We start from the raw sequence: 21,433 nt of genomic DNA on the forward strand, positions 1-21,433 counted from the left end.
AAGGTGGTACCACGTTACTTAACGTCCTGATGAATGAGGGCGTTTTTTGTTTGGGTTAGAAAATAAAAACGCTGAATTTTTAAAATTGTGAGGTGAATAACAGTGAGGATCGCAGCAAATTATATGCAGAGTTTCATCGCAAATATTTTTAAACGAGAAGGTTTCTCGCAGGCCGAAAGCAGCGTGATTGCGGCAACACTAATTGATGCTGATTTGCGAGGAATTAGTTCTCATGGGGTACAACGGCTGGAAATGTATACACAAAAAATAGCAGCTGGAAAAGTTGTCCCTGGGAGTCACTGGCACATTTTGCAAGAGACAAAGACAAGTGTACTGATAGACGCGCAACGGACGTCGGGACAACTAGTAGCGGTATTTACGCTGCAGCAATTAATTCAAAAGGCACATAAAAATGGAATTGCAATTGGTGTTGTCAGAAACGCTACTCATTTTGGAGCAGCAGGATATTATGCAAGAATGGCTGCTAACGCTGGATTAGTCGGAATTTCAGCGACCAATACTAATCCACTACTGGTTCCTCCGCATGCAAGGGTGCCTTTTTTGGGCAGCAACCCATTTGCATTTGCTTTTCCAACAACAACGGAACCGTTTGTTTTTGATGCAGCGACTTCAACTGTTTCACTCGGAAAGATCGAGGTTTTGCTCAAGAATAAAAAGAAAGTTCCAGGAGAATGGGCAATAGACGCACATGGAAAAATTGAAAAAGATCCACAAGCAATCTTGGCAGAATTATCCCAAGAAAAACGCAGTGGGGGTATTTTACCACTAGGTGGGAAGGATGAAGCAAATGGGAATTATAAGGGCTTCGGGAATGCCTTAGTAATAGAATGTTTAACCGCATTGTTAGCCCAGGGTTCGTTTTCAGCTGATCTTGGCAATGGAAATTACGATATCAGTCATTTTTTTCTAGTTTTTGATCCTGCCTTATTTGGAGAACTTACGCTCCTTGAAAAAAACTTGGAATCGATGTTGGCACGAATTAGAGCGCTGCAGCAGAATGAAGCTGCCCCTGGATTAGTTCCGGGTGATAAGGAAAATCAGAATTATTTGAAGAATCTTACGGCAGGAATTGTAATTGACGATACGACATATGCTGAAATTAATAAAATAGCTGCTAAGTTGGGACTTCCAAGCTTAGCAATTACTGAAAAAAGGGAAGAGGATGGCTTAAATGACAAACTATAAATTTAATACGGCTCGGATTCATGGTGGCTATATACCTGAAGAGCATCAGAACGCAGCGGAAGTTCCAATTTATCAAAATGTGGCATTTACTTTAGGCGATGCTGAACATGCCGAAAAAATTGCACGTGGAAATGTTCCAAATGCTTACACATATTCACGGGTTGGCAATCCGACAGTCGCTGTTTTGGAAAAAAGAATTGCCATCTTGGATGGTGGTATCGAGGCAGTTGCAGTTAGTTCAGGGATGGCTGCAATTACTTACAGTATTTTGAATGTTGCAGAAGGTGGTGGGAGAATTATCGCCCCCTTTGATCTTTATGGTGCTGCACTTGATGAATTTAAAACGTTGTTTCCAAAATACGGGATCGAATTTGATCTTGTTGCGGATATCAATGATTTAGCAGCAATTAAGCGCCTCATTAAACCAGAGACAAAAGCCATCTATACAGAAAGCATTTCAAATCCAACTACCAAGATTTCAGATGTTGCTGGTTTAGCAGCTGTGGCACATCAAGCTGGAGTTCCGTTGATTGTTGACAATACCTTCCCAACGCCGTATCTATTTCAGCCGCTTAAATATGGAGCAGATATTGTCTTATATTCATCTACAAAAGGAATTAACGGACATGGAAATGCGGTTTCCGGCTTAATTGTTGATGGCGGCAAATTTAATTGGAATAATGGAAAGTTTCCGCAGTTTCAAGAAAAAGAATTTATTTTAAAAGAGGTTGCAGCTAAAGAAGATTACAGTTATGCAGGTGTTTTCGGGAATGCTGCCTTTATCAAACGGATCAAAATGAAGTATTTGCGTTTAATGGGAGCTGTTTTAGGACCTTTTGAAGCTTACCTGGAGCTGCTTGGATTAGAGACTATCTCTGAGCGACTTGATAAAGAAGTTGCAACTAGTCTTAAAATCGCACACTACTTAAAGCAAGAGCCACATGTTAAAAACGTCTATTACACAGGTTTAGAAGATGCGCCGCAAGCTGAATTACGCAAAAAATATTTTCCAAAGGGAATTGGGACAATTCTTTCTTTTGAAATTGCAGGGACCGCCGCACAAACCAAAAAGGTGGTTGATGCAGTCAAATTATTTCTATATTTACCAAATGTCGGTGATAGTCGTTCCTTGATTGTTAATCCAAATAAGATTACGCACCGGGAAGTCCCGGTGGAATATCAGGCCGCTGGACACTTAACTGACCAATTGCTGCGTTTGTCAATTGGGTTGGAGGATAGTGAAGATCTGATTTCGGATTTAAAGTCAGCTATTGCACAAGCTTTTGAGGAGGAGACCGATGACAAAAACCAAGGATGAAGTTCTAGCAGAAATGATAACCTTGCGACATCAGTTTCATCAACATCCAGAACTTTCTAATCAGGAATTTGCAACTACCGAAAAAATCAAACAGATTCTTACGGAATGGGGAATTTCAATTATTCCCACGACTTTGAAGACGGGGCTGTTAGCCGAAATCCAAGGAGGAAAACCAGGAGCTGTTATTGCACTTCGCGCAGATCTTGATGCTTTACCAGTGGCTGAACAAACGGACCTGCCTTTTAAGTCACAGCACAAAGGAATTATGCATGCTTGTGGTCATGATCTTCATTTTTCTAGTCTGCTGGGTGCAGCGTATCTCTTGCATGCAGAAAAAGAGCATTTAAAAGGGACTGTCCGCTTGTTATTTCAACCGGCAGAAGAAGCTGGGCACGGTGGAGATCAGGTATTAGAAAAACATGTTTTAGATGGAGTACAAGGAATTGTCGGGTTTCATAATAATCCTAATTTGCCAGTTGGACAGGTTGCAGTCCAAGCTGGTCCCTTGATGGCAGGGTGTTATAAATTTGAGGTGACGATTCATGGTTCCGGTTCACATGGAGCCCGTCCAGAGAAGGGAAAGGATCCAATTGTCGCACAGGCTGCAATTATTACGCAGCTGCAGACAATTGTTAGCCGCAGTATTCGGCCGCTGGATGCAGTCGTTGTCAGTGTGACTAAGGTTCAAGCTGGGCAAACATGGAATGTTTTACCGGCAACAGCGACTTTTGAAGGAACGGTCCGTACCTTTACCACTGAAAGCACCGCCTTAGTTAAAAAAAGGTTCTATGAAATTGTGAAAAGGGTGGCGGCTGCGTTTGAACAGACTGTTGACATTGATTGGAGTGTTGGAGCTTATCCCATTCATAATGATCCGGAATTAACGGCTGCTGTGATTCATGGATTAAGAACACAGGTAGCAGTTCCAGAGCTGACGATGGCAGGAGAAGATTTTGCCACCTTTGAAAATGAGATTCCGGGAGTATTTGCATTTATCGGATCAAACGGAGCTGTTGGAGCAGCAGATTGGCATGAGCCTGGTTACGTAGGAAAAGATGGTACGATTGCTGCCGGGATTGACTACTTTATTGAGAGTGCGCACAGTCTTTTAGAGTATTTTGAGACAAAGCAAGGTGAGCAGCATGTCAGAAATTAAACTTACCCCATTACTTAAGCGAAGTTTGCAGCAATTGACGCCCTCTTTGATTCGGACTTTAAGTGAGAAATACAGTAAAATTCCAGGAATAATAAATCTAACAATTGGTGAACCTGATTTTGCAACGCCTACGGATGTCAAGTTGGCTGCGATTAAAAGTATTTTAGCCGATCATACACATTATGCGCCTAATAAAGGAACACCGCAGCTGCTGCAAGCGATTAGTGACTATTTACTAAAACATTTTGAGTTACAGTATGATCCGCAGACGCAAATCATTACGACTAATGGAGCAAGTGAAGCAATTAGCACAGTAATTAATGGACTTATTGAACCGGGAGATATTGTATTGCTAGTGGAACCGGCTTTTAGCTTATATCGTACTTTGACATTGGCTAACAATGGTATTCCGATTACGCTCAATGCAGCGCATGAGCACTTTAAGCTGACGCCAAGTGTCCTAAAACAATCCTTGGAGCATTACGGCAAGCGGACCAAGCTCGTGGTACTTAATTATCCTAATAATCCGACTGGAGTTACTTATACTGCTGCAGAACTTGAAGCTTTGGCAGCGGTTTTGCGTGAATATCAGGTAGCGGTTTTGAGTGACGAGGTTTATAGCGAATTGACGTATTTTCAGCAACATGTTTCCTTGGCACGCTATCTGCCTGAGCAGGTTTTACTAGTAAATAGCGTGTCTAAAGCTTATGCAATGACTGGTTGGAGAATTGGGTACCTTTGCGGCAGTGCAGCGATTATTAAAGAACTGGCCAAAGTTCACCAAGCTAATGTTGCTACGGTGGGAACACCTAACATGGACGCTGCAACTGCAGCTTTGCAGCATGGCGATCTTGCTATTAATGAAATGAAGAAAGTTTATCTGCAAAAAAGAAAATATCTCTGTAAAGAACTGCAAAAGATCGGCCTAGAGTTTGTTCCACCACAAGGAACTTTTTATGTCTATGTACGTATTCCGACGACATTTGAAAAAGATGCTGCAGTTTATGCAGATAAATTAGCACATGAAGCTTTAATTGCAGTTATTCCAGGTTCAGCATTTGAGGCTGCTGGGTCGCGTTATTTTAGAATTAGTTACGCTGTCAGTATGGAAAAGTTACAGCTAGCAGTACAAAGATTGACAGTCTTTGTACACAACACAGCTGCTGACAAGAGTCACATTCAGGAGGTCCGTAAATGACTAAGATATTAGTGTATCATGTCCGTGATGATGAACAGCCTTTGATTGATGAGTGGTCAAAAGAGCATGCAATTCAGGTTGACAGTGTTCCTGATGAATTGCATGCAGACACGGTTTCATGGGCAAAGGGCTATGACGGGGTGGTTTACAAACAACGCAGTGTTTTGAGTAAAGATGTGCAGTTTTATGAACAATTACGTGCTTTGGGGATCAAACAATTGGCATGTCGCTCTGCAGGGATTGATTCGGTTAACTTGGAATGGGCACAACAAAATGGAATTACCGTGACAAATGTTCCGTCATATTCTCCCACAGCCGTTGCGGAACTGGTTTTAGCTCAAACACTGCAATTAGTAAGACAGCTGCCGCAATTTGAAAGCAGGATAAATGAGAATAATTATTGCGTTAACGGCCTGCGAGCGCGTGAATTATCAGAATTGACGATTGGAATTATTGGGGTTGGCAGAATTGGCGGAACCGTGGCGAAGATTTTTCATGCTCTAGGAGCAACCGTTTTGGGAAATGATATCGCCCAACCCCGAGCTGAGCTTGAAGGAATTTTGCGCTACACCACAAAAGAAGAACTGTTACGGCAAGCAGACATAGTGACAGTGCATGTTTATTATAATTCGCAGAACCAGCATTTAATTTCTGAAGAACAATTCGCTTTAATGAAAAATTCAGCATATTTTATAAATGATTCACGTGGACCAGTTGTTGATACCGAGGATTTGCTGAGAGCTTTAAAAAATGAACAAATTGCAGCGTGCGCGCTGGATGTAGTCGAAGGTGAAACCCAGATCTTCAACTTGAAGTTTGCGCAAGAAACACCAGTGGCTAATTACAACGAGTTAAAAAAGTTACCTAATGTTTTGTTAACCCCGCATATCGGATTCTTTACAGATATTGCGGTTGAAAATATGGTCAAACAAGCACTTGATGATGCATTGACAATTATTATGGGACACACTAGTGCACATGAAATTAATTTTAAAAAGGTGGCAGCGAGCAAAAATGGTAGAAATACGTGAAATGACAACGCAAGATTATCAGCAAGCATATGCTCTGTGGGAAAGCGTCCCTGGAATGCATCTTAGCTCACTGGATAATAGCTTTGCAGGAATTGCCCGTGTAATCGCGGCAAACCCAACATTGTGTCTGGTTGCAGTTGCGCAGGGTGAAGTTGTTGCGACTGCCTTAGGTGCAACTGATGGTAGAAAAGGTTATCTGTATCACGTCGCGGTGGCAAAGAAACAACGTGGTCAAGGACTTGCTAAAACACTGGTTCACACCATTACTGCACGTTTGAAACACAGAAAGATTAACAAGTTGGGACTTTTTGTGGTCGCTGATAATCAAGCAGGACAGGAATTTTGGGTACATCAGGGTTTCAAAGAAAGAGCTGACATTAAGTATTTAGATTTGGATCTGTGAATTGGATGGGACAACTTAAAAGGAGGAGTTAGCAATGAAAAAGCATCATTATGGGTTATGGATCATTGGTGTGGTAGTTTTACTTTTGATTATTGGGGGAGGGTTTTTCTTAACTAAAGGTCAGGCAGCGCAAAGTGCAGCTACTACGAAAACAATTAAGATTGCAACGGCTGGAACGATTTTTCCGAATGCATACAAGCAAAACAATAAACTGACGGGATATGATGTTGAGGTTGCTAATGCAGCAGCTAAAACGCAGGGCTACACCGTTAAATATGTAACCACCGATTTTGACGGTATTTTCGGACAGCTTGATGCGGGAAGAGTTGATACGATTGCTAATGATATTGGAGCAACCGCGCAACGCAAAGAAAAATATCTTTTTTCAACACCGTATAATAATGAAACAACTAACATTGCGGTTAGAAAGAATGCAAGTTATCAACAATTGAAGGATTTGGAAGGCAAGACAGTTGCTACAAGTGGTGCTGGGAATAATTTCATTACTTCTTTGCAAAAATATGACCCTAAGATTAATATCAAAGTATTTGAAACCCGGGACCAAGCTATTCAAGCTTTAAAGACTGGAAGAGTTGAAGGACTGCTTTATTCTCGCGGCACGCTTAGTGCAATTGCCAAGTACCAGCACCTTGATTGGAGAGTAGTTAAGGGGGATGCAGCCTCAGCATTAGTGGCTTTTCCATTTAAAAACAGTCAGGAAGGAAAGAAGACACAGGAAATTTTTAATCGGGGTCTGAAAAAGATAAAAAGCAATGGACAATTAGACAAGATTTCCACTAAATACTTTGGGTATGCAATTACTAATGTAATTTCAAAGTCAGGAGGACAATAAATGAAATTTGATTGGAGTTATTTTCTAAACTTGTTTCCGCAACTGATTCCATATATTCCGCTGACCATTTTGATGGCAATTGCAGCAATGGTGCTGGCAGTTGTTCTAGGGGCTGCGTTGACCCTTGTTTATCTGTACGCACTCAAACCGTTTCAGGGATTAGTAAAACTGTATGTTTCCTTTTTTAGAGGAGTTCCAACACTGGTTCTTTTGTTTATTATTTATTACGGATTGCCGGAAATCTTTCCCGTTTTTAAAGGAGTTCCTGCGACGGCAGCTGCGATTGCAGGTCTAGGGGTCAAGGAATCAGCTTATTTGATTGAGATCTTTAGAGCAGGGATTACTTCTGTCGATCAAGGACAGATTGAAGCAGGTGAATCATTAAACTTCAGTTATGCTAAAATCTTTTGCAACATTGTGTTGCCACAAGCTGCATTGAATGCACTGCCTGCAACTGGGAACACTTTCGTTTCATTGTTAAAGGAAACTTCATTGGCATTTACGCTGGGAGTCACCGAAATTTTTGCTGATGGCAAGCTGCTTGCAAGTGCATCGCTACGTTTTTTTGAGGTCTATGTTGCGGTGGGATTAATTTACTGGTTTTTGATTGTGCTCTATTCATGGGCGCAGCGCAGTGTTGAGAATATTTTAGAAGCACCTTATAGGAGGGTTGAAAATGCCATTGATAAAAGTGAAGAACCTCGCAGTGCAGTTTGGAAAGAAGAAGGTCTTAAACAACATTAATTTAGAGATCCCAGAAGGGTCAGTTACTGCGATTGTTGGACCGAGTGGATCAGGAAAAACAACGTTATTAAGAACTTTAAATTTATTGCAGTTACCAAGCGATGGGAGCATTGCGATTGATGATGCCCAAATAGATGCACAACACATTGAACGTGCAAAGATTAAACAAATCAGAACAAAGTCAACCATGGTTTTTCAGCAGTTCAATCTTTTTAAAAATTTAACGGCGCTTGAAAATGTAATGTCACCATTAGTTTATAATAAAAAAACGAAGCTAAATGAGGCGCGTAAAACGGCTCTAGCTGTGCTAAAGGATTTTGGGTTGGAAAAAATTGCTGCACAATATCCGGTTACACTTTCAGGCGGGCAGCAGCAACGAGTTTCAATTGCCCGTGCGATTGTGGCTAAACCGAAAGTCGTGTTATTTGATGAGCCCACCTCTGCATTAGATCCTGAACTGGTTGCAGGCGTTTTAAATGCAATTGCCAAGCTAGCTGAACAAGATATTACGATGGTCATAGTTACTCATGAGATTGAATTTGCACGACAAATTGCGGATCAAGCAATTTTTGTCGAAGATGGTGAAATCGTTGACCAAGGTGTTGCCAAGGAACTACTTTCAACTCAAGGAAACGGACGCATTGCTAATTTTGTCAATTCCTTGGTTAATCGAGGACAAATAAAAGTTGCCGGAATACAAGCAAAAGCTGCAGGCAATTAGAATTTAAAGTTTGAAAATGCAAGCGTTGCGGGCAAAAATTTGTAAATTACTAAAAATAACACAGTTTATTTTCTTTATTTTCTGGGCTACCGAATTGCAGCAGCTGTCGGTGATTACCGCATTTCAAAATTCGCTTACTTGAACTGGATTGTTGTTTTGAAGTGTCTAGAGTTGACAGCCATGTCTATTTTAACTGATTGCAGTCTTTGACTGTGGTATTGTTACTATATAGATTTTTTAAATGCTGAAAAGAGGTTAACGGCAGTGAAGAAATATGACTGTGTTTTATTTGATATGGATGGAACGCTGGTGGAATCTGAAAGTATCTATCTACAGCTTTGGGTTGAAGTATTGGCAAAACATGGCTTTCAAGTTGAAGTAGACGCGCTGGCAAAGATGAAAGGGCGAGATGCGCAGACTAATAATCAGCTGATTGCAGAAATTATTCAAAATAAAGCACCGGTTCAAGCATTGCGTAAAGAGCGCGAGCAACTGGTGAATGAGGCCATTGATACTGGACGGATTCATTTAAAAAAAGGAATGCAGGAACTACTCACTTTTTTACGAACTGATGGCTATAATTTGGGAGTTGCAACAATGTCCAGCAAAAAACGGGCAGAACATATTCTTAAAAGTAACGGCGTTAGAGATTATTTTGCTGAATTGGTTACAGTTGAAACTGTCAAACACCCCAAGCCAGCGCCGGATATTTATCTAAATGCTTTAAAATCACCCTTGTTTAATGAAAAAACTGCACTTGCACTTGAAGATACCACGTTGGGCTGTCAAGCTGCACTTGCAGCTGGAATTCCAGTAATTTTGATAAGTGCTGCAAAGAAAAAGCTTGCGCAAACGTTTCAGTGTCAGGATGGTTTTGGAGTGATCGATTTTTTAAGACAATCGTAAAGTTCAACAACAGGGTTAAAAGTCTAATTTTTTAAAAAGTCGATGGGGTACGAACCTAACATATGATACAATTCAAACAAAGCAGACAAAAGGGGTGAGCAGATGGATTACAAAGATTATGATCCCGAACTATGGACGGCGATTGAAAATGAAGCAGAACGGCAACAAAATAATTTAGAATTAATTGCATCTGAAAATATTGTTTCGAAGGGTGTTTTAGCTGCGCAAGGCAGTGTTTTGACGAACAAGTACGCAGAAGGCTACCCTGGTAAACGTTATTATGGTGGGTGCGAATTTGTCGATGTTGTTGAAAACCTGGCGCTTGAAAGAGCAAAGCGTCTTTTTGGTGCCAAATATGCAAATGTACAACCGCATTCTGGCTCTCAGGCAAACCAGGTTGCTTATCTGGCTTTGATAAAACCAGGTGATACTGTTTTAGGGATGGATTTAGCTGCAGGTGGTCATTTGACACATGGTGCAGCGGTTAACTTTAGTGGTAAAACTTATCATTTTATTGGTTACGGGGTTGATCAAAAAAGCGAGCAACTTGATTATCAGGCGATTCTTGAATTAGCACGTCAGCAGCAGCCTAAGTTAATTGTGGCAGGGGCGAGTGCCTATTCACATCAAATCGATTTTGCTAAATTCAGAGAAATTGCCGATGAAGTCGGTGCAAAATTAATGGTTGATATGGCGCATATCGCCGGGCTGGTGGCAGCTGGGCTTCATCCGAGCCCTGTTCCCTATGCAGATATCACCACAACAACGACACATAAAACACTGCGCGGACCACGCGGTGGGATGGTCTTGACCAACGACGAGCAATTGGCTAAAAAAATTAATAGTGCGCTTTTCCCGGGAACTCAGGGTGGACCGCTAGAGCACGTAATTGCTGGGAAGGCGGTTGCGCTCAAAGAAGCACTTAGCCCAGACTTTAAAGTGTATTGTCAACAAGTGATTACGAATGCCCAGGCAATGGCACAGGTCTTTTCACAAAGTGATAAGGCTCGATTGGTGGCAGGTGGAACAGAGAATCATCTTCTTTTGGTTGACGTTCGTGGCTTTGGCATCAATGGCAAGCAAGCTGAAAAGTTGCTTGATAGTGTCAATATTACAGTCAATAAAAATGCAATTCCTTTCGAGACACTTAGTCCATTTAAGACGAGTGGTATTCGGATTGGAACGCCAGCGATTACAAGCCGTGGTTTTGATGCAGCCGATGCGCGCAAAGTAGCGCAACTAATCTTAGAGGTGCTGGGGTGTGCTGGAGAACCTGCATGCTTAGAAAAAGTTAAAGCAGAAGTTGGTAAATTAACTCAAGCTCATCCGGTATATGCACCTGAGTCGGTTAGATAGTAATTTAATTGAGTTGAAACAAAAAGGTTTGAAGGAATTTAACAGTTCACTGCAGGTCCTTGGCAATGAACTATTTTTGTGCATTAGCGTTTTTATTTGCGGCTTGTGAAAGGAGCATCCAATTTGGAGGAAAAGGATTGTATTTTTTGTAAGAAAGATCAAAATGAATATATTTTAGAAAATGAACTGGTTGCGGCATTTTGGGATCTTAATCCAGTTAGTCAGGGGCATTTGCTGTTTATTCCAAAGGTGCACCGAGAAACTTTTTTTGAACTCAGTGATGTCGAAATCCTGGCAATGAAACAATTATTGCATGCTGGTAGAAGAATGCTAACTAAAAAATTCAATCCAGCGGGTTTTAACATCGGTGTTAATGTTGGAGAGGCTGGTGGACAAACAGTGATGCATTGTCATTTTCACTTGATTCCACGTTATCTTGGGGATGATCCCAATCCAGCTGGCGGGATTCGTAAATTATTACCAGCAGATCACAAGAAGAACAGTTAAGCTGCTGGATTAAGCACTGAGAGGTTTTGTGCTGGGCTCATAGAGTATTAACGTTGTGATATACGCTAGACACAGAAAAATAATTTTTTCAAAGATGTTAATTACTGTTTTTTAAGTATTAAACTAAAAGGGACTGAGAGTGTGACATAAGTCGGAAAAATTTGAGTGCTAACTCGAAATTACGAACATAATGAGTACTTTACTATGAGTAATTCGAAGGTAGACGGAGAATTTTGACTTATGGAACACGTTTATCCAGAATAAAAGCGGGGCTGTGACAAAAGTTAACTTTTGTCACAGCCCCAGTTCTTCTATTATTTTCGAATTAAAGTTTTACATGCTGAGAAATAGCTTGGGTGTCTTTGATAAAAAAGACAAGGACTAGTGCAATGGTTTCCAGTATTAAAAATGTGAAGAAAACGCCAGTGAAATTACGCGTGCCTAAAATTACGGTAGCAAGTACGATTGCAGCTGAACCCATGACCTGGCGGAAAGTTGCAATGATTGAAGAGCCATGCGGGATCAAGTCATCGTTCAAGGAATTTGCTCCTAGTGTAGTTGCAGGCATCATTGCAAAAGCATTTCCAGCTTCAATTAACATTGAACAGATAATCGTCATCCAGACATTTGCAAATGAGGCCCAGAGGAGAAGCATTCCCCAGCCAACGATAAAGAGTACAAAGCCGCTCATGATGACAGGTTTGAAGCCGATGCGATCCGCTAATAATCCGCTGCGTCGGTTTAGCCATGAAAGCAAAGCGGCTGCGGGAACGAGTGCAAGGCCAGACCACAGGGGCGACATTTTTAAAACTTGCTGATAGTATAATGGCATAATAATAGTGACAGTAATCAACGACATATAAGAGAGAAAGGTGAGTGCAACTCCAAGATCAAAATTAGGAATTTTCAAAATATCCAGTCTTAATAGAGGTTCTGGCAGCTGCAATTGTCTTTTTACAAACAACACAAGTAAGATAACTGAGACTACTAGGATTAGCCAATTGACGTAGTTGTTTGCCGACATATGAGCGAGCTCGTTGATAAAATATAACAGTCCGATTATTCCAAGGGACATGAAGACTGAGATAAAATCAAAAGGAGTCTTCTTTTTTTTAAGTGGGCTAGGCACGGTTTTAAGCGCAACTATGAAGACGCCGACAAGTATTATGAGAAATAAAAAGAAAATTGCCTGCCAATCAAGAAATTGAAGGACAATTCCTGAAATGATGGGGCCAACGGCAAGTGCAGAGCCCATTACTAAACCGACTGTTCCCATAATCCCACCACGTTGTGTGTGAGCTGTAATTTCCAAGATAATGGATTGATAAGATGGGAAAAGAATTCCGACACTAACGCCTTCTAACAACCTCCCAAACATCATAATCGGAAAGTTGGGGGCCAAAATAATAATGATTGTGCCACCAACAAAAAGCGTAAGTAGAGTTAGATAGAGCGGCCTGAATCTAAAATTATTCATCAACCAGGGCGATAAGGGCATAACCACTGACATAATCAGCATAAAGCCGGTTGTAAGCCATGAGATTGTGCTTGCTGGCAGATTGAAATATTTCATAAAGGTCGGATAGGCGGTTGACAGTGAAGATTGACTAATTGACATTGTAAAAGTTCCCAGTAAAAGTGTAGCAATAAACCACTTGCGCTTGCTTTCGCTGAGATGTGCTGTTGTAAGTTGCATTATTTAATTATCCCCCTCTAATGCGCTGGTATACCATTTGTGTATTCCTCTCTTCTATTCTAGTTCATTCAAGGGGGATTTTAATAAGGATAAGGCTCTAAACTTAAAAAATTATTATCTAGCTTTTATTATTATCCAATAAAAATAAAAAATAGTGTAAAAGTCGCTCAGTTAAGTCAATTTTTTTGGAAATTAGAATTTGAAAGACTAAGATAACTCTAAAATGCAGTCACCAAAGAAGGGTAAACTAAAAAAGGGCACACAAAAACAGCCCAGCAAGATAAATTTCTTTCACTAACAAGCTACTTAAACTCTATCTTTTTTGATCTAACCAATCTAACCATCGACTTTTTTGTTTCCGCTAAAATCGACAACTCTATCAATTATCTCACTGGACTGCTGAAGAATAAGGGATTGCCAAACTCTAACCTCTTTTCTAACTGCCTTGCGACAGCTCTTTTTGTTCGACCAATCTGCAAGCAGATCGCCGAACCTTCGATTATAGCGTTTGCTATAATCCCTTACACTCTGTATTATACACATAATAGAAGCGCTTTCAATAGCTAGCAACTTCTTTTAGGATGAAACTGTGAAAATTAAGTTATATGATGATTAAGTGCTAGTTACTTAATTATTTTGCGGGAACAGCTTTGTTTTTGAAAGCTTATTTTTTGAGCCAAGGCTAATTTTTAAAAATAACCCACGAAGTTATTAGAATCAGGTGCAGACTAGCGGAATTTAAGGAAGTGAAAACGGTGATGACAAGCATCTCTTTTTTTAGTCAGCGTTCTACAGCAGTGATTGCACAAGATCTGCTAGGACGGAAATTGACTTATGCGAGTAGTGAAGGAATCGTGGGTGGTTATATTGTTGAAACAGAGGCTTATCTTGGTGAAGAAGATTCAACGGCACATGCTTTTAAGGGACGCAGAAGTTCTTTTAATGAGGCACTTTATGGACCACCTGGAACAATTTATATCTATACTTTGCGCGGCTTGTATTTATTTAATCTTGTGGCGCAAGAAAAAGATGTGCCACAAGGAATTTTGATTCGTGCGGTTGAACCCTGCTGTGGGAGAGACTTGATGGAGCGGCACCGGCCTAAAAGTGGTTTTGAATTGACTAATGGACCAGCTAAATTTATGGAAGCCTGGGGGATTAGAGATAAAAAACTTAATGGGACGCTTATCGGTACAGGACCATTGTCGCTGACATTAAGGCAGCGCAGACAACCTCAGCAAATAATAGCTGGACCAAGGATTGGTGTTAGTCAACGAGGGACAGCGACTTTTGCTCCCTTACGCTTTTATGTTGCAGGAAATCCATATGTGTCTAATTTGAGAAAAAGGGAAATGCAGCTCACCGATTATGGTTGGAAAAAATAGTATAGAAGAGAGAGTGTGACATAAGTCGGGAAAATTTGAGTGCTAACTCGAAATTACGAACATAGCGAGTACTTTGCTATGAGTAATTCGAAGTTAGACGGAGAATTTTGACTTATGGAACACGTTTATCCGGAATAAACTTGGGGCTGTGACAAAAGTTAACTTTTGTCACAGCCCCATTGATATTTAAAATTAGCCGCATTCTTAAGACAATTTTTACTTTTTGAGAGTTAAAATCGGGTACAATTTAATCACAGCCTGGGTCAAAAGTAGAGGTGGAAAGATGAAGTTTTTTAGATTCACAAAACTGTTACTGTTAGGAATTGCCGTTGTCATGCTGGTCAAGAATCCTGAATATGTGGCACTGGGTAAGGAGTGGACTTTTGCAAAGATCAAACAGGTTTCAACTTTGCTGCAAAGTTCGGTGCAGACTGCCACTCAACAACCAGCGACACAAAGCACAACGACCGCTGATTCGAGTTCGGAGTCAACGAGGTGGAATGACACATCCCAAAGCAGTTCAGCGTCGTCTGCTGAGACCTCTTCAGCGACAACCTCTGCTGCAACTAAGAGCGCACAAAAGACAGCGCAGGCGGTCTGGTCGAAAAAAACAGCGACTGTGTACTTGGAGATTCCAAATAATGTATCCGCCCAATACCGTGAAGCTTGGCAAGCGGCTATCACTAATTGGAATAAGTACAAGGTCTTCAAGTTAGTCACAACGACAGATAAAAATAAGGCAGAGATTGTTTTAACTGTTGAAAACCAGAGTAATACCTCCATGGCAGGGGTAACTGAAACTAAAACACTCTTTAGTGGTCTAAATGGCAGTCAAACGCTGATCCATGCTACCGCAAAGTTAAATATGTATTACCTTGACAATTATTCAATGCAGCGCAAGGTAAATACTGCGGAACATGAATTGGGACATGCAATGGGGCTTTCACATGATGACGCAGAAACTTCTGTAATGCAGTCACAAGGGTCAGAGTATGGAATTCAAGAGACTGATGTGCAGCACCTTAAAGCATTATATCCATAGAAAGGTTAACATAAATAAGTTGTGTATGTAGTGTAAAGAGGAAATAACCAGCTGCTGCGTTGCTTTAAGTATCCAGAATCCGAGAAAGAGGCAACGAATTAAGCATGTTACCCAGGCTGGTTGCAAGAAGGTCTAGTAGATCTAGGTGAATGGAACATAGCCGGCAGAAAAAAGCTTGAAGAGGCTGCAGCCAAGGCAATGAATTTGGTCTTGGCGGGCCTCTTTAATTTTGCCTAGAAATGCGTTAATTTAGTTACTGCAAAAGTAGGTTACTGGAGCAGGTCAACTTGTACCAAGAGAGCACTCATTATTTTTAAAGTGCAAATTTTACTATTTTGGGGACTTGTTTTTTAAGGGTTAATCAGGATAGTCGAATACTGGATCTAATTCCCCTTTTTGTGCAATAAGATGTTAAAATAAAACTGGATTGATAGTTGCTCGTTTACAACGTAATACAGCTAAAATGGGCTATGAGAGTCCTTTTTTATTTTAGAAAACAAGCACGAAGCAATCTTGATTGCTACAAACATTAAGGAAGGTTTGCAATGACAGAACGTTTAACAAGGTATTTAATCAAGATTAATGATTTTGCGGAACATCAAGTCTATCTCCGCGTAATCCGAGAAACCCTTACGTTATTATTTCCATTCGTATTAGTAGGGACGTACGTGGATTTTTTGAGCCAAGCTATTTTTCAAAAGAATGGTTTTCTCAATAGTATTTATCATATTAGCCATTGGCTGCCAGGATTTAAAATTGTTGCCAAATATTTGACTCTTTTAGATCTAAGTATTAATGGAGTAGTTGCAATTGCGGTTGTCTTCTTAGCTGCAAATCTTGCGACGCGCACGTCAACGCGCTATAATCTGGCAGCAAGTCTGACGGCTGTCTTTGCTTTTATGATCATGAATTTTAATGGCAGCTTTTTAGCACATACAGGACGGCAGCAGGTTGGCAAATTCTTAGAAAACAATCTGAGTTATAGCGGCTGTTTTTTAGCACTGATTGTTGGTCTTGTGACTGGTTGGTTTTTTAATCGGTTGGGGAAACATATGAAAGAGCGTGATCCAAATTTAAATACGCAATTAACGGTGTGGGCACGTTATAATGTTTTGCCGATTGCCGTAACGCTCTTATTTTTTGGACTTTTCAGTTATCTCGTCAGTTTTTTCAGCAGAACTGGGGTTAATGGCTTGGTATCAAGTCTTTATCAGCTTTCATTTAGCAATTACGAATGGATTTTACTGGCTGCAATTTTAGCCGCGATTTTAAATAATGGTTTTTGGTTTTTGGGGATTATCGGTTCATTTGACTTTAGCGGTAGTAATTCAGGGAGCACAGTTCAAAATTTAGAGTATGCTATCCAACATGGTTCACCATGGGGGGCGCCTAATCCAATTACAATTCATACCCTTTTTGATAGCTTTGCTAACATTGGTGGTCCTGGAATGGCATTATCTTTGCTAATAGCGATTCTGTGGCGTTCACGCAATCCAAACTTTCAGTTAGCAGCCAAGACCAGCCTAGTCCCAAGTATCTTTAATGTTAGCCAGTCACTGCTGATTGGGTTACCGGTTCTTTATAATCCGTTGCTAGTCATTCCCTTTTTGCTGTCACCTGTGGCAAGCATCTTAATTACTTGGATTGCACTCAAATTTAATTTTATGCCACCGACTGTGTATCCTGTCAGCAGCACTGCACCAGGTTTTATGGTCGGATGGCTTGGTACAGGAGGAACATGGCAGGCTTTGTTAGTTAGTGTGCTTAACGTTGCGGTTGGGACGTTGATTTACCTTCCCTTTATTTTGTTAAATAATCGCATTCAGGAACTAAGAGAAAGGAGTGCAGCACATGAAAAGTAAACTGCTGCGCTGGTTGCTAGTTAGTATTTTATTGCTGGCGGTCTGCATACCGGCCTATAAATGGAATCGTAGTAATATTACACGGTTGCGAAATGCCGGAAAAACACAAATGGCACCTATAATAATGGTTCCCGGCTCAAGTGCGACTCAAAATAGATTTGATAGCTTAATTGCGGAACTAGGACAAGAAGCACCTGATCATCATAGTGTTTTGAAGGTCGTGGTTAAGACGGATGGAAAAATAACTACCAGTGGAGTGGTGCGGCACAACGATAATCAGCCGTTCATTGTTGTCAGTTTTGAGAATAACAAAGATGGCAAAGAAAATATCGACAAGCAAGCGTTGTGGCTGAATCTGGCCTTCAAACAACTTGTCAGCACGTACCATTTTAATCATTTTTCTGCTTTAGGCCATTCCAATGGAGGACTAATTTTATCGCTATTTTTTGAGCGTTATCTACAACAAACACCTTCAGTCAGAGTTGATAAATTCATGACAATCGCAACTCCTTACAATGGGACCTCAACAAGTACAAGTTATAAAACTGCAATTTTTAAGGAACTCTACGATTATCGTGAAGGGTTACCCGAATCGTTAACGATGTATTCTGTTGCGGGGACTGAAAATTATACGAGCGATGGAACGGTACCTTACAACAGCGTAAATTTTGCAAAGTATATTTTCCAAGGTGAAATTAAAAGCTTTACTGAGATAACCGTTACAGGTGCTAATACAGCCCATTCGGATTTGCCGCAAAATAAGCAAATTGTGTCATTGATTGGACAATATATATTAAGAGAAAACTTTCCGCGAGGCGGGGGGCAAAATCGGACAAGATAGATAAAAGTAAGTTTTTTGTGTTTACAGTTGTCGACGATCAGGCTATAATGAACTTATAAGTTAAAAGTGGTTATAGTTTGAAATACCATTTATTTGTTACTGTAGATTAACTTGAGTAAAGTTGCAGATAAATGGTTTTATTTACAGCATATAATCTACAACTGTAGATTTAATGGAGGATAAAATGGAAAGTGGAAAAGTATCAGCAATTTCAGGTTCCGAGTGGGAAGTTATGCGTGTCATTTGGACATTGAAAAATGTAACAAGTCATCAGTTAGTCGAGATTATGCAGCAAAAAAGGCAGTGGTCAGTCTCCACTGTCAAGACTTTGTTAAGCCGGTTGGTAGCCAAAAAAATGCTGGCTACACGTAAAGATGGGCGCCAGTTTGTCTATCAACCGTTAGTAACGGAGATGTTTGCAATGAGTCAAACTTCCCTAGCACTTTTTCAAGATATGTGTGCGATGAAGGTGGGTAAAGCTTTGCTTGCAGATATCAAGGAATTAACTTTGAGCAAAAATGACATCGATGATCTTATGCAAATGTTGCAAGCAAAAAGAAAAACAGCACCAAGTGAAATTGCGTGTAATTGTTTACCACGTGAGCACTGCTGTGAAGGGGAGCAATAAAAATGGCTTATAAAAAAAATGAAGATACTGAAAGACAACAGTGTATGATGTGTGAAGCGCATGCTGCCAAAAAAGCATCTGAAAAGGAATGTTGTCATGGCTCACTGCAGACTGAACACGACTGCAAGCTGCACATGAATCACGGACAAAAGGATCATGGACACATGGATCATGGACAGATGAATCATGAACAGATGGATCATGGACACATGGATCATGAACACATGGATCATGGACAGATGAATCACGAACACATGAATCATGGACAGATGGATCACGGACAGATGGATCACGGACATATGAATCATGGACAGATGGATCACGGACATATGAATCATGGACAGATGGATCATGCACACATGAATCATGATCAGATGATGCATGGTGGGCATATGATGCATATGGGGAATTTAAAACAAAAATTCTGGGTTTCGTTGATACTCACAATTCCAGTCATTATAATGTCACCTATGATGGGGGTTAAATTACCCTTTCAAATTACATTTGCTGGGTCGGATTGGATCGTGGCGTTGTTAGGCACAATCCTTTTCTTTTATGGTGGAAAACCATTCTTTAACGGTGCTAAGGGTGAATTGGCAGAGAAGAAACCTGCGATGATGACCTTGATTACACTTGGAATTTCAGTGGCTTATATTTACAGTGTTTATGCAGTAATTGCGAATAATATTTTGGGTGCGATGCCGCATGTAATGGACTTTTTCTGGGAACTGGCGACTTTAATTGTCATTATGTTGCTAGGACACTGGATTGAAATGAATGCGGTGATGAATGCTGGCTCGGCAGTTGATCAGTTGGCGAAGTTACTACCAAATTCAGCTCACTTAGTTAAGCAGACTGGCGCAGTGGTAGACGTGCCGGTAACAGAACTTAAAAAAGAACAAGAATTACAAGTTCGTGCTGGTGAACAAGTTCCGGCTGATGGAATAATCATTAGTGGTCAAAGCAGTTTAAATGAGTCGTTAGTAACGGGAGAAGCCAGTGCGGTTGCTAAAAAGCAAGGAGATCAGGTAATTGGCGGGACACTCAATGGTAATGGAACTTTTAATTTGAGAGTTACAGGGACTGGTGAAACAGGTTATCTCGCCAAGGTGGTAAAACTGGTTCAAGCTGCACAGCAAAACAAGTCACAAACTGAGACTATGGCTGATAAGGTTGCAGGATATCTCTTTTATGCAGCGTTAAGTATTGGAATCATTTCCTTTATTGCCTGGCTCAGCCTGGATAGCCTGGCATTTGCACTTTCAACTGCGGTGACGGTGTTTATTATTGCCTGTCCACACGCACTAGGCTTGGCAATTCCACTGGTGGCTGCACGCAGTACATCAATTGCTGCTGCAAATGGTTTACTGATTAGAAATCGCAGTGCTTTAGAACAAGTGAAAAGGGTACGCTATGTTTTGATGGATAAGACGGGGACGCTGACTGAAGGGATTTTTAAAGTTAATGCAATCAAAACATTGGTAGCTGATTATGATGAAAAACAAATCTTACAGCTTTTTGCTAGTTTAGAAAGCCAGTCAACGCATCCACTAGCTACAGGGATATTAAAAGCGGCTAAGGACAAAAAACTTACTTTTGAAAAGTCAACTGCAATTCAGCAGCAGACAGGTGTTGGTTTGAGTGGGAAAATTGCAGGTACTGACTATGCAATTGTTTCTTTAGGATATGTAGAAAAACAACAGCTTAAATTTCCACGTGCGGTTACAGAAAAACTAGCAGCAGCTGGAAATACTATTAGTTTCTTATTGCAAGGTGAGCATTTGATTGGGATGGTTGCTCAAGGGGATCGCATCAAACCACAGGCAAAAAAGATGGTGCAGCAGCTTTTGGATCAGGGATTGACGCCTGTTATGTTAACAGGTGATAATCAGGCTACAGCCGAAAAGGTCGCTAACCAACTGGGGATTAGAGCTTTTAAAGCACAATTACTACCTGAAGATAAAGAAAAGCAAGTGCAACTTTATCAAGAAAAAGGTAAGGTATTGTTTGTTGGCGACGGTGTTAATGATGCTCCCAGCTTGGCACGGGCTGACATCGGAGTTGCAATTGGTTCGGGGACAGATGTCGCGGTTGACTCTGCAGATGTTGTGTTAGTTGAATCTAACCCAAATGACATTGTTAAACTTCTGCAAATTGCCCGCTTAACAATCCGGAAAATGACACAAAATTTGTGGTGGGCGAGTGGTTATAATATTGTTGCTCTTCCGCTGGCAGCCGGAATCTTGGCACATTGGGGAATCGTCTTAGATCCAATGGTAGGTGCGATTGTAATGTCACTTAGTACTATTATTGTTGCACTTAATGCAATGACGTTGAATGAGGAAAAAATCCGCTAAGCAATAATGATAATATAATTACTGAACAAATTTAAAATAGTAAGCTTAAAAGGGCGTATACATTTATAGAAAGAGTTGTTTGTTTTGTCGGCGACTAATTCAGATTGAAAAATAGTATTAGCGAGCGGCTGGGTCAAAAGTTAAATTTTGACGCGGCCGCTTTATTTATTCCAGATAACGAGTTTCATAAGTCAAAAGGCTCCGGCTAACTGAACTGCAAATT

At 40.7% G+C, this 21,433-nt stretch carries 19 protein-coding genes and 1 other annotated feature (1 of these 20 running past the window's edge); of the genes, 18 read left to right on the forward strand and 1 reads right to left on the reverse strand.

Annotated features, from left to right (window positions below):
• Positions 1-32 (forward strand) — a binding site (T-box leader) (it extends 200 nt beyond the left edge of the window).
• A 70-nt stretch (positions 33-102) separates the two neighbouring features.
• The 12 genes from AB3Y88_RS08895 to AB3Y88_RS08950 all read left to right on the forward strand — a co-directional run bounded on the left by AB3Y88_RS08895 (position 103) and on the right by AB3Y88_RS08950 (position 11,399).
• On the forward strand, positions 103-1,206 hold the full coding sequence (locus AB3Y88_RS08895) for an Ldh family oxidoreductase (RefSeq protein ID WP_228888593.1): 1,104 nt from the start codon (positions 103-105) through the stop codon (positions 1,204-1,206).
• On the forward strand, positions 1,193-2,524 hold the full coding sequence (locus tag AB3Y88_RS08900) for an O-acetylhomoserine aminocarboxypropyltransferase/cysteine synthase family protein (protein ID WP_056961424.1): 1,332 nt from the start codon (positions 1,193-1,195) through the stop codon (positions 2,522-2,524). The genes AB3Y88_RS08895 and AB3Y88_RS08900 overlap by 14 nt, the downstream gene beginning before the upstream one ends.
• A complete protein-coding gene (locus tag AB3Y88_RS08905) occupies positions 2,505-3,680 on the forward strand; it encodes an amidohydrolase (RefSeq protein ID WP_261907401.1) in 1,176 nt (391 codons plus the stop codon). Before AB3Y88_RS08900 ends, AB3Y88_RS08905 begins: the two co-directional genes overlap by 20 nt.
• Complete coding sequence (locus AB3Y88_RS08910) at positions 3,667-4,878, forward strand: pyridoxal phosphate-dependent aminotransferase (protein ID WP_228888598.1); 1,212 nt, start codon at positions 3,667-3,669, stop codon at positions 4,876-4,878. Before AB3Y88_RS08905 ends, AB3Y88_RS08910 begins: the two co-directional genes overlap by 14 nt.
• The gene (locus AB3Y88_RS08915; protein ID WP_056961421.1) at positions 4,875-5,909 is read left to right on the forward strand and encodes a D-2-hydroxyacid dehydrogenase; all 1,035 of its coding nucleotides are present in this window, start codon (positions 4,875-4,877) and stop codon (positions 5,907-5,909) included. Before AB3Y88_RS08910 ends, AB3Y88_RS08915 begins: the two co-directional genes overlap by 4 nt.
• Positions 5,893-6,312, forward strand: a complete 420-nt coding sequence (locus AB3Y88_RS08920) for a GNAT family N-acetyltransferase (RefSeq protein WP_054757019.1) — start codon at positions 5,893-5,895, stop codon at positions 6,310-6,312. The genes AB3Y88_RS08915 and AB3Y88_RS08920 overlap by 17 nt, the downstream gene beginning before the upstream one ends.
• A 34-nt stretch (positions 6,313-6,346) precedes the next feature.
• Positions 6,347-7,165, forward strand: a complete 819-nt coding sequence (locus AB3Y88_RS08925; protein ID WP_056961418.1) for a transporter substrate-binding domain-containing protein — start codon at positions 6,347-6,349, stop codon at positions 7,163-7,165.
• Positions 7,166-7,909, forward strand: a complete 744-nt coding sequence (locus tag AB3Y88_RS08930; protein ID WP_056961416.1) for an amino acid ABC transporter permease — start codon at positions 7,166-7,168, stop codon at positions 7,907-7,909.
• Positions 7,842-8,630: an ATP-binding cassette domain-containing protein gene (locus AB3Y88_RS08935; RefSeq protein WP_315972248.1), complete on the forward strand. Its 789-nt coding sequence runs from the start codon at positions 7,842-7,844 to the stop codon at positions 8,628-8,630. Before AB3Y88_RS08930 ends, AB3Y88_RS08935 begins: the two co-directional genes overlap by 68 nt.
• 264 nt (positions 8,631-8,894) lie before the next feature.
• A complete protein-coding gene (locus AB3Y88_RS08940; RefSeq protein WP_056961414.1) occupies positions 8,895-9,536 on the forward strand; it encodes an HAD family phosphatase in 642 nt (213 codons plus the stop codon).
• 102 nt (positions 9,537-9,638) lie between these two features.
• The gene (gene glyA, locus AB3Y88_RS08945) at positions 9,639-10,892 is read left to right on the forward strand and encodes a serine hydroxymethyltransferase (RefSeq protein WP_228888605.1); all 1,254 of its coding nucleotides are present in this window, start codon (positions 9,639-9,641) and stop codon (positions 10,890-10,892) included.
• Positions 10,893-11,015: 123 nt separating this feature from the next.
• Positions 11,016-11,399 carry an HIT family protein gene (locus tag AB3Y88_RS08950; protein ID WP_228888608.1) on the forward strand — a complete coding sequence of 128 codons (384 nt, stop codon included), beginning with the start codon at positions 11,016-11,018 and terminating at the stop codon, positions 11,397-11,399.
• 325 nt (positions 11,400-11,724) lie between these two features.
• On the opposite strand, the gene AB3Y88_RS08955 is transcribed toward AB3Y88_RS08950, so the two are convergent.
• Positions 11,725-13,095 carry an MFS transporter gene (locus AB3Y88_RS08955; protein WP_228888611.1) on the reverse strand — a complete coding sequence of 457 codons (1,371 nt, stop codon included), beginning with the start codon at positions 13,093-13,095 and terminating at the stop codon, positions 11,725-11,727.
• A gap of 758 nt (positions 13,096-13,853) precedes the next feature.
• On the opposite strand from AB3Y88_RS08955, the gene AB3Y88_RS08960 reads away from it, so the two are divergent.
• From AB3Y88_RS08960 to AB3Y88_RS08985, 6 genes are all read left to right on the forward strand, one after another.
• Positions 13,854-14,480 carry a DNA-3-methyladenine glycosylase gene (locus AB3Y88_RS08960; RefSeq protein ID WP_056961404.1) on the forward strand — a complete coding sequence of 209 codons (627 nt, stop codon included), beginning with the start codon at positions 13,854-13,856 and terminating at the stop codon, positions 14,478-14,480.
• A 283-nt stretch (positions 14,481-14,763) separates the two neighbouring features.
• A complete protein-coding gene (locus tag AB3Y88_RS08965) occupies positions 14,764-15,522 on the forward strand; it encodes a M57 family metalloprotease (RefSeq protein ID WP_228888612.1) in 759 nt (252 codons plus the stop codon).
• A 545-nt stretch (positions 15,523-16,067) separates the two neighbouring features.
• Positions 16,068-17,384: a PTS transporter subunit EIIC gene (locus tag AB3Y88_RS08970; RefSeq protein WP_056961402.1), complete on the forward strand. Its 1,317-nt coding sequence runs from the start codon at positions 16,068-16,070 to the stop codon at positions 17,382-17,384.
• Positions 17,374-18,225 (forward strand): alpha/beta hydrolase, encoded by an 852-nt coding sequence (locus tag AB3Y88_RS08975; protein ID WP_056961399.1) that lies wholly within the window; start codon positions 17,374-17,376, stop codon positions 18,223-18,225. Before AB3Y88_RS08970 ends, AB3Y88_RS08975 begins: the two co-directional genes overlap by 11 nt.
• 184 nt (positions 18,226-18,409) lie before the next feature.
• The gene (locus tag AB3Y88_RS08980) at positions 18,410-18,853 is read left to right on the forward strand and encodes a CopY/TcrY family copper transport repressor (RefSeq protein ID WP_054758002.1); all 444 of its coding nucleotides are present in this window, start codon (positions 18,410-18,412) and stop codon (positions 18,851-18,853) included.
• Between the two features lie 47 nt (positions 18,854-18,900).
• Positions 18,901-21,210 (forward strand): heavy metal translocating P-type ATPase, encoded by a 2,310-nt coding sequence (locus AB3Y88_RS08985; protein ID WP_228888635.1) that lies wholly within the window; start codon positions 18,901-18,903, stop codon positions 21,208-21,210.
• The last annotated feature ends 223 nt before the right edge of the window (positions 21,211-21,433 follow it).

Origin of the sequence: Liquorilactobacillus satsumensis (assembly GCF_964065465.1) — a bacterium.
In the GTDB taxonomy this organism is placed as follows: Bacteria; Bacillota; Bacilli; order Lactobacillales; family Lactobacillaceae; genus Liquorilactobacillus; species Liquorilactobacillus satsumensis.

Bases quoted from the DNA above. Each gene is read 5' to 3' on its own strand.
- AB3Y88_RS08900 (WP_056961424.1), top strand. From the start codon at position 1,193: ATGACAAACTATAAATTTAATACGGCTCGGATTCATGGTGGCTATATA.
- AB3Y88_RS08905 (WP_261907401.1), top strand. From the start codon at position 2,505: ATGACAAAAACCAAGGATGAAGTTCTAGCAGAAATGATAACCTTGCGA.
- AB3Y88_RS08910 (WP_228888598.1), top strand. From the start codon at position 3,667: ATGTCAGAAATTAAACTTACCCCATTACTTAAGCGAAGTTTGCAGCAA.
- AB3Y88_RS08915 (WP_056961421.1), top strand. From the start codon at position 4,875: ATGACTAAGATATTAGTGTATCATGTCCGTGATGATGAACAGCCTTTG.
- AB3Y88_RS08920 (WP_054757019.1), top strand. From the start codon at position 5,893: ATGGTAGAAATACGTGAAATGACAACGCAAGATTATCAGCAAGCATAT.
- AB3Y88_RS08925 (WP_056961418.1), top strand. From the start codon at position 6,347: ATGAAAAAGCATCATTATGGGTTATGGATCATTGGTGTGGTAGTTTTA.
- AB3Y88_RS08930 (WP_056961416.1), top strand. From the start codon at position 7,166: ATGAAATTTGATTGGAGTTATTTTCTAAACTTGTTTCCGCAACTGATT.
- AB3Y88_RS08935 (WP_315972248.1), top strand. From the start codon at position 7,842: ATGCCATTGATAAAAGTGAAGAACCTCGCAGTGCAGTTTGGAAAGAAG.
- glyA (WP_228888605.1), top strand. From the start codon at position 9,639: ATGGATTACAAAGATTATGATCCCGAACTATGGACGGCGATTGAAAAT.
- AB3Y88_RS08955 (WP_228888611.1), bottom strand. From the start codon at position 13,095: ATGCAACTTACAACAGCACATCTCAGCGAAAGCAAGCGCAAGTGGTTT.
- AB3Y88_RS08960 (WP_056961404.1), top strand. From the start codon at position 13,854: ATGACAAGCATCTCTTTTTTTAGTCAGCGTTCTACAGCAGTGATTGCA.
- AB3Y88_RS08965 (WP_228888612.1), top strand. From the start codon at position 14,764: ATGAAGTTTTTTAGATTCACAAAACTGTTACTGTTAGGAATTGCCGTT.
- AB3Y88_RS08970 (WP_056961402.1), top strand. From the start codon at position 16,068: ATGACAGAACGTTTAACAAGGTATTTAATCAAGATTAATGATTTTGCG.
- AB3Y88_RS08975 (WP_056961399.1), top strand. From the start codon at position 17,374: ATGAAAAGTAAACTGCTGCGCTGGTTGCTAGTTAGTATTTTATTGCTG.
- AB3Y88_RS08980 (WP_054758002.1), top strand. From the start codon at position 18,410: ATGGAAAGTGGAAAAGTATCAGCAATTTCAGGTTCCGAGTGGGAAGTT.
- AB3Y88_RS08985 (WP_228888635.1), top strand. From the start codon at position 18,901: ATGTGTGAAGCGCATGCTGCCAAAAAAGCATCTGAAAAGGAATGTTGT.